The 7220-nt window shown below is 64.9% G+C and carries 7 protein-coding genes and 1 pseudogene; 7 read left to right on the top strand and 1 reads right to left on the bottom strand.

Translation table 11 applies throughout. The annotated features are described in order from the left end of the window. Both EN780_RS23215 and EN780_RS23220 read left to right on the top strand, forming a co-directional pair. Positions 1-633, top strand: a 633-nt coding sequence (locus EN780_RS23215) for a TOBE domain-containing protein (RefSeq protein WP_348631268.1), incomplete at its 5' end; no start/stop codon positions are given. An 11-nt stretch (positions 634-644) separates the two neighbouring features. Next, complete coding sequence (locus tag EN780_RS23220) at positions 645-1604, top strand: sugar kinase (protein WP_127284108.1); 960 nt, start codon at positions 645-647, stop codon at positions 1602-1604. 36 nt (positions 1605-1640) lie between these two features. Here the strand turns inward: EN780_RS23220 and EN780_RS23225 are convergent, their stop codons facing one another. Further along, on the bottom strand, positions 1641-2666 hold the full coding sequence (locus EN780_RS23225) for a sugar-binding transcriptional regulator (protein WP_127284107.1): 1026 nt from the start codon (positions 2664-2666) through the stop codon (positions 1641-1643). A 116-nt stretch (positions 2667-2782) separates the two neighbouring features. On the opposite strand from EN780_RS23225, the gene EN780_RS23230 reads away from it, so the two are divergent. From EN780_RS23230 to EN780_RS40760, 5 genes and pseudogenes are all read left to right on the top strand, one after another. Further along, entirely contained in the window at positions 2783-3601 is an 819-nt protein-coding gene (locus EN780_RS23230) for a hypothetical protein (protein WP_128275432.1), read from the top strand. Positions 3602-3728: 127 nt separating this feature from the next. Beyond that, positions 3729-4379, top strand: coding sequence for a hypothetical protein (locus EN780_RS23235; protein WP_127284105.1), 651 nt, complete (start codon positions 3729-3731; stop codon positions 4377-4379). Positions 4380-4729: 350 nt separating this feature from the next. Then, positions 4730-6052 carry an NAD(P)H-dependent oxidoreductase gene (locus tag EN780_RS23240; protein WP_127284104.1) on the top strand — a complete coding sequence of 441 codons (1323 nt, stop codon included), beginning with the start codon at positions 4730-4732 and terminating at the stop codon, positions 6050-6052. Positions 6053-6055: 3 nt separating this feature from the next. Next, on the top strand, positions 6056-7084 hold the full coding sequence (locus EN780_RS23245; RefSeq protein WP_128275433.1) for a thiamine pyrophosphate-dependent dehydrogenase E1 component subunit alpha: 1029 nt from the start codon (positions 6056-6058) through the stop codon (positions 7082-7084). After that, a pseudogene (locus EN780_RS40760) lies at positions 7084-7220 on the top strand (alpha-ketoacid dehydrogenase subunit beta); the annotation flags it as partial. The gene EN780_RS23245 and the pseudogene EN780_RS40760, both read left to right, overlap by 1 nt.

Below are 7220 nucleotides of genomic sequence, written 5' to 3' on the forward strand. Positions count from 1 at the left end.
GCCCTTGCCCGCGCCATTGTCCGGCAGCCGCGCGTGTTCCTGATGGACGAGCCGCTGTCCAATCTCGACGCCAAGCTGCGCAATGCGATGCGGGTGCAGCTGAAGCATGTCCAGCGCCAGCTGAAGATCACCACCATCTACGTCACCCACGACCAGGTGGAGGCGATGACGCTCGCCGACAGGATCGTCATCATGGACAAGGGGCGTATCCAGCAGCTCGGAACGCCCGACGAGATCTACAGCAATCCCAACAACACCTTCGTCGCCGGCTTCATCGGCTCGCCGCCCATGAACCTGATCAAGGGCGAGGTGCGCGGCAAGCGGTTTTCCGCTCCGGGGGTCGAGGTCGCCGGCATCAACCTGCCGGACAGCCGGGCCGTCATTCTCGGCGTGCGGCCCGAGGACGCGAAAGTGGCGACCGGCAACGCCGCTCATCTCAAGGGGCAGCTCTACGGGCTCGAGCCGACCGGCGACCAGACCTTCCTTTCGGTTCGCACCGATGCGATGGTCGTCGAGGTGAAGGCGGACCGGGATTTCCGGCAGCCGCTCGACACCTCGATCGCCATTGAGCTCGACCCCGAGCGGCTTTATTTCTTCGACGCGGAATCGGGCCAGCGCATCCGCCTCAACTGACGGGAATCACCGTGCTCTACGACTACGCCTCCATCGGCTTCTTCACCTTCGATTGCCTCGGCCGGCCGGTGCGCCGCATTCCGGGTCCGACCGAATTCGATTTCCTCGAGGAGATCACCATCGCCGTTTCCGGCGCCGCCGGGGCGGCGGCGATCGTGGCGGCGAAATACGGAATGAAGGTGCTCGGCGTCGGCGGCGTCGGCGCCGACGACATGGGCGACTGGGTGCTTGGCCGGCTCAACCGCTACGGCGTCGACACCAGCATGATGCAGCGCATCGACGGTGTCGGCACCTCATCGAGCATCGTCGCGGTCCAGGACAACGGCCAGCGGCCGGCCATGCACATGAAGGGCGCGACCGGCTTCTTCGAAGTCACGCCGGACCAGTTCGAGCGGGTGCTCGATGCATCGTTCGTGCATGTCGGCGGCGCGGGCCTGATGGATCGCATGGATGGCGAGCCGACCGTCGACCTTCTGGCGCGCGCTAAGAAGCGCGGCTGCGTGACCACGCTCGACGTCGCTTCCGCGAGGCATGAGGACATGTCGATGATCGCAAGGCTGTTGCCGCATGTCGACTATTTCCTGCCCTCGGTCGAGGAGGCGCGGCTACTGTCCGGTCTCACCGACACGCAGGACGTGGCGCGCTTCATGCTCGATCGCGGCGTGGGCTGCTGCATCCTGACGCTTGGCGAACACGGCGCCTACTATCACCATGCCGACGGCACGCGCTTCCATATCCCGGCCTTCGAGGTCGATGTGGTCTGCACCTGCGGCTGCGGCGATGCTTTCAACGCCGGCTTCGCGGCGGGCCTGCACCGCGGGCTCGACGCGGAAAGCGCGGTCACGCTGGCGCAGGCGACCTCGGCGCTGAACGCAACCGGGCTCGGCAGCCAGGCCGGAGTGGTGTCGTTCGAGCACACGATGGACTTTGCGCGGCGCACGAGGAAAAAGACCAACACGCTCGCCGCCTGAGGCTCGGCTCGGGCGCCGGCCGCGCCGTCCGGCGCTCTATGCCTTCTTCCGCGATCCGTTCAGCCGCGTCTTTTCGATCATGCTCGCCGCGGTGACCTCGTCGGTGATGAAAACCGTCGGGTTGACCAGCTTCATCGCCCCGATCAGGGCGCCCACTTTCTCCGGCCCGCCGGATGCGAGCAGGCGGATCGGTGCCCGGCGCAGTCGGTCGAGGCCGACCGACATGACGCGGTCGTTGATCTCGTGATCGATGAGATTGCCGCGCTCGTCGAAGAAGTGGAACAAAAGGTCGCCTATCGCGCCGGCCGCAACCAGCGAGTCGTGCTGGGCATCGGTCAGGTAGCCGACCTGGTACGAGGTGGCGGTCGACGTGGTTCCGCCGACGCTGAGAAGCACGGCGTCAAGATCCTCGGCCATTTCGAAGATGGTGTTGAGGCCGCAGCGCTCGATCAGGGTGCGCTTCGTCTCGACGCTGTCGACGATCGCCGGGGCCGGCACCAGGAAGCCCTCGCCCTGGAAGAGCTCGGCCAGCTGCCAGGCGAACTCGGCCGGATTGAAGCGGCGCGCCTGGATGATGCCGCCCAGCAGCGAGTAGACGCGGAAGCCGGTGAGCGACTGGCCCTTGATGAAGGGCAAGGTGTTGTAGAGGGTCCGTCCCCAGCCGACGCCGACGCGCATGTTCGATGTCGCGATCTGCGAGATATAGTCGCCCGCCGCGGCGCTGATGACGGGCACCGGATCGGCTTGCGGGCCGGACAGCGGCGCCACGATCGCCTTCTGGATGTCGAACAGTTCCTCGAGGCCGCGCTCCAGCTCGGTCGTGTCGGCGACCTTGGCGTTGATCGTGATCTTGATTTCGTTGCGGGCGCGGGCATCGGCCAGAAGCCTGACGACGGTCACCCGGCCGACATTGAGGATGGCCGCGATTTCGCTCTGGGTGAGCTGCTCGACATAGTACATCCAGGCGGTCCGGATGCGGACGCGGTCGGCCTGACTCGAGCCGCGGACATTCTCGCCAAACGGCATCTCGGGATCTTTCGAGCCCCGTTTCCTCTGGCGCATGGTCCCCTTGGCTCCCGTCATTCCAGCCCACCTGTCACAGCCGGAACACAGGATGCGCGGATGACGATGTCATAGCTTTGCAGCCCATAATTGTCTATCTTTGCAAGGAGTAGCGATTGGCAGTCAAAGGGACCGAGGTGATGGCGCCGTTTTTGCCGGAGGAACTGCGGACCAAGGTGAAGGAGCGCTTGCGCGACGCCCGGTTCGTGGCGCGCGAAATGCGTGCGACCACCCGCAAGGGGCAGGACGACCAATCGCCGGAACGGAGCGACCGCGCCGCCGGCCCGGCCGGGCTGGTGACGGCGATCGCCGACTTCTCCGACAGCGCGCTTTCGGCATTGGAATCTGTCGCCATAGGGCTGCTCTCTTCCGACCCCAACGCGCATTTCGGCAGCGCGTCCGCCTATCCGCTTGGCCGTTACTTCGACACCGAGAATGCGACCTCCCAGGCGCTGTTCGCGCGCGACTGCTATTTCGCCGCCAAGCAGATCCTGTTGGCGAAAGGGGTCGCCAATCCGCGGCTGAGCGAGGAACTGTTCGGCGAAGCCCATCGCCTCGCGGCCAGAACCGAGCAGCCGGCCCCGGCCGGCCGATCGAAAGGCGCCGACGATGCCTCGCTCGACGACATTGCCCTGCAGGCGGCCGCCATGGCCCATGCCATTCTTCGCGCCCGTCCGGTCGAGTCGCCGCGATACATCGATGACGCGGCCAACGGCCGGATGCTGGACACGGGCATATATGTCGCGGCGGCACTCGCCTTGGCCACCGCCGTCGCCAGCTATAGCGCCGACGTCACGGCGGATGACGATATCTATGCGGGCGTCTGCGCTGCGGTCGACGCGCGCTACGTGCTGTTCAGCAAGGCGCTGGCAAGCCAGGATCGGCCTGGAGACCTGGCGCGAGTCTTTGCCGATCTGATCCCGCATCTTCCGTAGCGGGTCGTTCGCGAGAGGTTGTCGCGAAATCGGCGGAGATGAACCTTTGCATTTTTTGTGCAACAGATGTACATGTTGATGCCCTGTCGCGGTTGGGTATCGCGGGCGCCTCAGTTGGAACTGGACAATGGATCTGACACCCAAGGACAAATTGTCCTCGATACCGGACCTGCGGCACCGGCTCCGCCAATTGCGCTGGTTTTCCAAGGCCTTCCGGAACAATGCGGAACTGGTGAAGGAGCACTTTGGGTTCTCTTACCGGATCGACGACAAGCTGTTGAACCAGGTCTTCTTCGACTGGCTGGCGGCGATCGACCAGCAGGACGATTCGGCAGCGATCGACCGGGCCGACTACATCGTCTTCGTCGCGGGGCTAGCCCTGCGCGAGCTGATCCGGACCAAGCCGGCGGTCATGGTTTCGGATGCCGGGACGAGCGAGGCGGATGACAAGGCCACGCTCGAGATCGCGCGGTTCTGGCCGGAAGGCTTTCTCTATACGAATTTCTGCGTCTGCGGCATTGCCGCGGTCCAGGAACAGGAGTTCGGGCAATCCCGCGATCTCGAAAAGGCCGCCTCCGATCTGCGCGTCTGGTGGTCCTATCGGGAAAACGCCGAGGAGGATCCGAACATGTCGATCGCCTTCCTCGACCAGTTCGTCGGCCTGGAACCGAACTGGCTCTTCCCGGCGATGGCGCAGGAGAGGGCGGCGATCAAGAAGGCGCTCGCCGCTCCCCGCGAAACGGCGCTCGACCGCCTGCCTCCGGCAGCGACGAGATAGGCTACGGCGCGCCGAGTCCGTTCTTGCGTTTTCCGCTGCGGCGGTCTGTCGGCGCTCCGGTCCAGGGAGCAGGTTCAGCCCAATCGGCCTACGGGCCGGGCTTGTCGCCCTACGGCCCGGCGATGCGTTCGGGCAATCACGCCCGAGCGATTCGATCTGATTTTCAGGCGAGGGCAACCGGTCCTCGGGCCGGAAAGCAGCAAAGCCCTCGCGAAGTGCGTGACCTCTCATCCGGCAGGCAATTCCTGCTGCGGATTTTGCCGCAAAGATTTGTACATTCGTCTTGATATGGAGACAGATGTTCAGTATTTGTCAGACCGGAGGCAAGACGCCCCTGGGAGGATATAGCAATGACCATCAACGTCGCGCCGACCGGCCTTGCGCGCGATCTTTCCGAGCGGGCGAAGTCCGGCAAGCCGATCCGCATCGGGCTGATCGGTTCAGGCGAGATGGGCACCGACATCGTGACCAGGGTCGTCCACATGACCGGCATCGAGATCGGCGCGATCTCGGAACTCAACCTTCCGGCGGCGGCCAAGGCGGTCGATATCGCCTTTCAGGAGAGCGGCCATTCGCGCGAGGTCTCAAGCGTCGCGGCGATGAGCACGGCGATCGAGGCCGGCAAGGTCGCGGTCACTGGCGATGCCGACCTCGTCATCAACAACGAGCTGATCGATGTGGTGATCGACGCCACCGGCGTTCCGGCGGTCGGCGCCGAATACGGCCTGCGGGCGATGGAGCACGGCAAGCATCTGGTAATGATGAATGTCGAGGCGGACGTGACCATCGGCGCCTATCTGAAGAGCGAGGCCGACAGGCTGGGCGTCACCTATTCGCTCGGCGCCGGCGACGAGCCGTCCTCCTGCATGGAACTGATCGAGTTCGTTTCGGCGATGGGCCATCCGATCGTCGCCGCCGGCAAAGGCAAGAACAACCCGCTCAACATCGACGCCGTCCCGCATGACTATGCCGAGGAGGCCGCGCGCCGCCACATGAATGTTCGCATGCTGGTGGAATTCGTCGACGGCTCCAAGACGATGGTCGAGATGGCGGCGATCGCCAATGCCACCGGACTGGTGCCCGACAGGCCCGGCATGCACGGGCCCGCTGCGACGCTTGGCGAATTGTCGAAGGTGCTGGTGCCGCAGAAGGATGGCGGCGTGCTGTCGAAGGTCGGCGTCGTCGACTATTCGATCGGCAAGGGCGTCGCGCCGGGTGTCTTCGTCGTCGCCGACATGTCGCATCCGCGCATCTCGGAGCGCATGGAGGACCTGAAGATGGGCAAGGGCCCATATTTCACCTTTCATCGACCGTATCACCTGACCTCGCTCGAAGTGCCGCTGACCTGCGCGCGCGTCGTCCTCTACGGCAAGGCCGACATGGTGCCGCTGGCAAAGCCGGTGGCGGAGGTCTGCGCGGTCGCCAAGAAGGACATGCAGCCGGGCGAACGGCTCGATGCGATCGGCGAGTATTGCTACCGCGCCTGGATCATGACCGCGCCGGAGGCGAAGGCGGCCGGAGCCGTTCCCTGCGGCCTGCTGCAAGGCGCCTCGGTGAGTGCGCCGATCAGGAAGGGCGATCTCATCACCTATGCCAATGCGGCGCCCGCGCCGGGTTCAAGGATCGCGGAGCTCAGGGCACGACAGGACCAGCTGGTCTACGGGAGGGCATGACCGATGGCCAGGAAAGCCGTGCTGGAAAAGGCCGCGCCCACCAATCTGCCCTTTGCCTACCGGCACTACGACGCCGGCCAGCTCAGGGAAGTGCTGCGCAAGATGTACCTCATCCGCCGCTTCGAGGAGGGCGCTGAGGACTGTTACATGCGCGGCCTGATCCACGGCACCATGCACCTGTCGATCGGGCAGGAAGCAAGCGCGATGGGCATCTGCATGCCGCTTGCCGAGGATGACCAGATCACCTCGACCCATCGCGGCCACGGCCACTGCATCGCCAAGGGCGCCGAGGTCAAAAAGATGTTCGCGGAGTTCTTCGGCAAGACCACCGGCTACTGCAAAGGGCGCGGCGGCTCGATGCACATCGCCGATGTCGCCAAGGGCAATCTCGGCGCCAACGGCATCGTCGCCGGCGGCATCCCGATCGCGGTCGGCGCGGCGCTTTCGGCCAAGCGGCTGAAGACCGGCAAGGTGGTGGTCTCGTTCTTCGGCGACGGCGCCAACAATGAGGGCGCCTTCCACGAGGCGCTGAACATGGCGTCGATCTGGAAGCTGCCGGTGGTGTTCGTCTGCGAGAACAATGGCTACGGCATGTCGACATCGACCGCCCGCTCGACCGCTGTCAGGAACATCGCCGACAGGGCGGCGGCCTATTCGATGCCCGGCGTCATCGTCAACGGCAACAGCTTCACCGAAGTCGCGGAGGCCGCGCATGCCGCCATCGAGCGCGCCCGGACAGGCGAGGGACCGACGCTGATCGAATCCAAGACCTACCGCTATCGCGGCCACTCCAAGAGCGACCGCAACCGCTACCGCAGCAAGGAGGAGATCGAGGACTGGATGTCGAACCGCGATCCGATCACGCTGTTCGAGGCGGAACTGAAGGAATTCGGCATCATCGACGACAGGGGCATCGAAGCGGTGCGCGAAGCTGTCAGACAGGAGATCACCGAGGCCATCGAATTCGCCAAGGCGAGCCCCGCTCCGGACATCGGCGATCTTCAGAACTACGTCTATACGGAGCTGGCGTGATGGATGCCGAGGTGCGCGAACTGAGCTATGCGCAGGCGATCCAGGAGGCGATGGCGATCGCCATGGAGGCCGACGAGCGCGTCCTGCTGATGGGCGAGGACATCGGCGTTTATGGCGGAGCCTTCCAGGGGACGGG

The sequence above is a fragment of the Mesorhizobium sp. M4B.F.Ca.ET.089.01.1.1 genome (genome assembly GCF_004022605.1).
GTDB classification, from domain to species: domain Bacteria; phylum Pseudomonadota; class Alphaproteobacteria; order Rhizobiales; family Rhizobiaceae; genus Mesorhizobium; species Mesorhizobium abyssinicae.

What these genes read in the sequence shown, in the direction of transcription:
- EN780_RS23240 (WP_127284104.1), top strand. Translation starts at nt 4,730, where the DNA reads ATGACCATCAACGTCGCGCCGACCGGCCTTGCGCGCGATCTTTCCGAG.
- EN780_RS23225 (WP_127284107.1), bottom strand. Translation starts at nt 2,666, where the DNA reads ATGCGCCAGAGGAAACGGGGCTCGAAAGATCCCGAGATGCCGTTTGGC.
- EN780_RS23245 (WP_128275433.1), top strand. Translation starts at nt 6,056, where the DNA reads ATGGCCAGGAAAGCCGTGCTGGAAAAGGCCGCGCCCACCAATCTGCCC.
- EN780_RS23235 (WP_127284105.1), top strand. Translation starts at nt 3,729, where the DNA reads ATGGATCTGACACCCAAGGACAAATTGTCCTCGATACCGGACCTGCGG.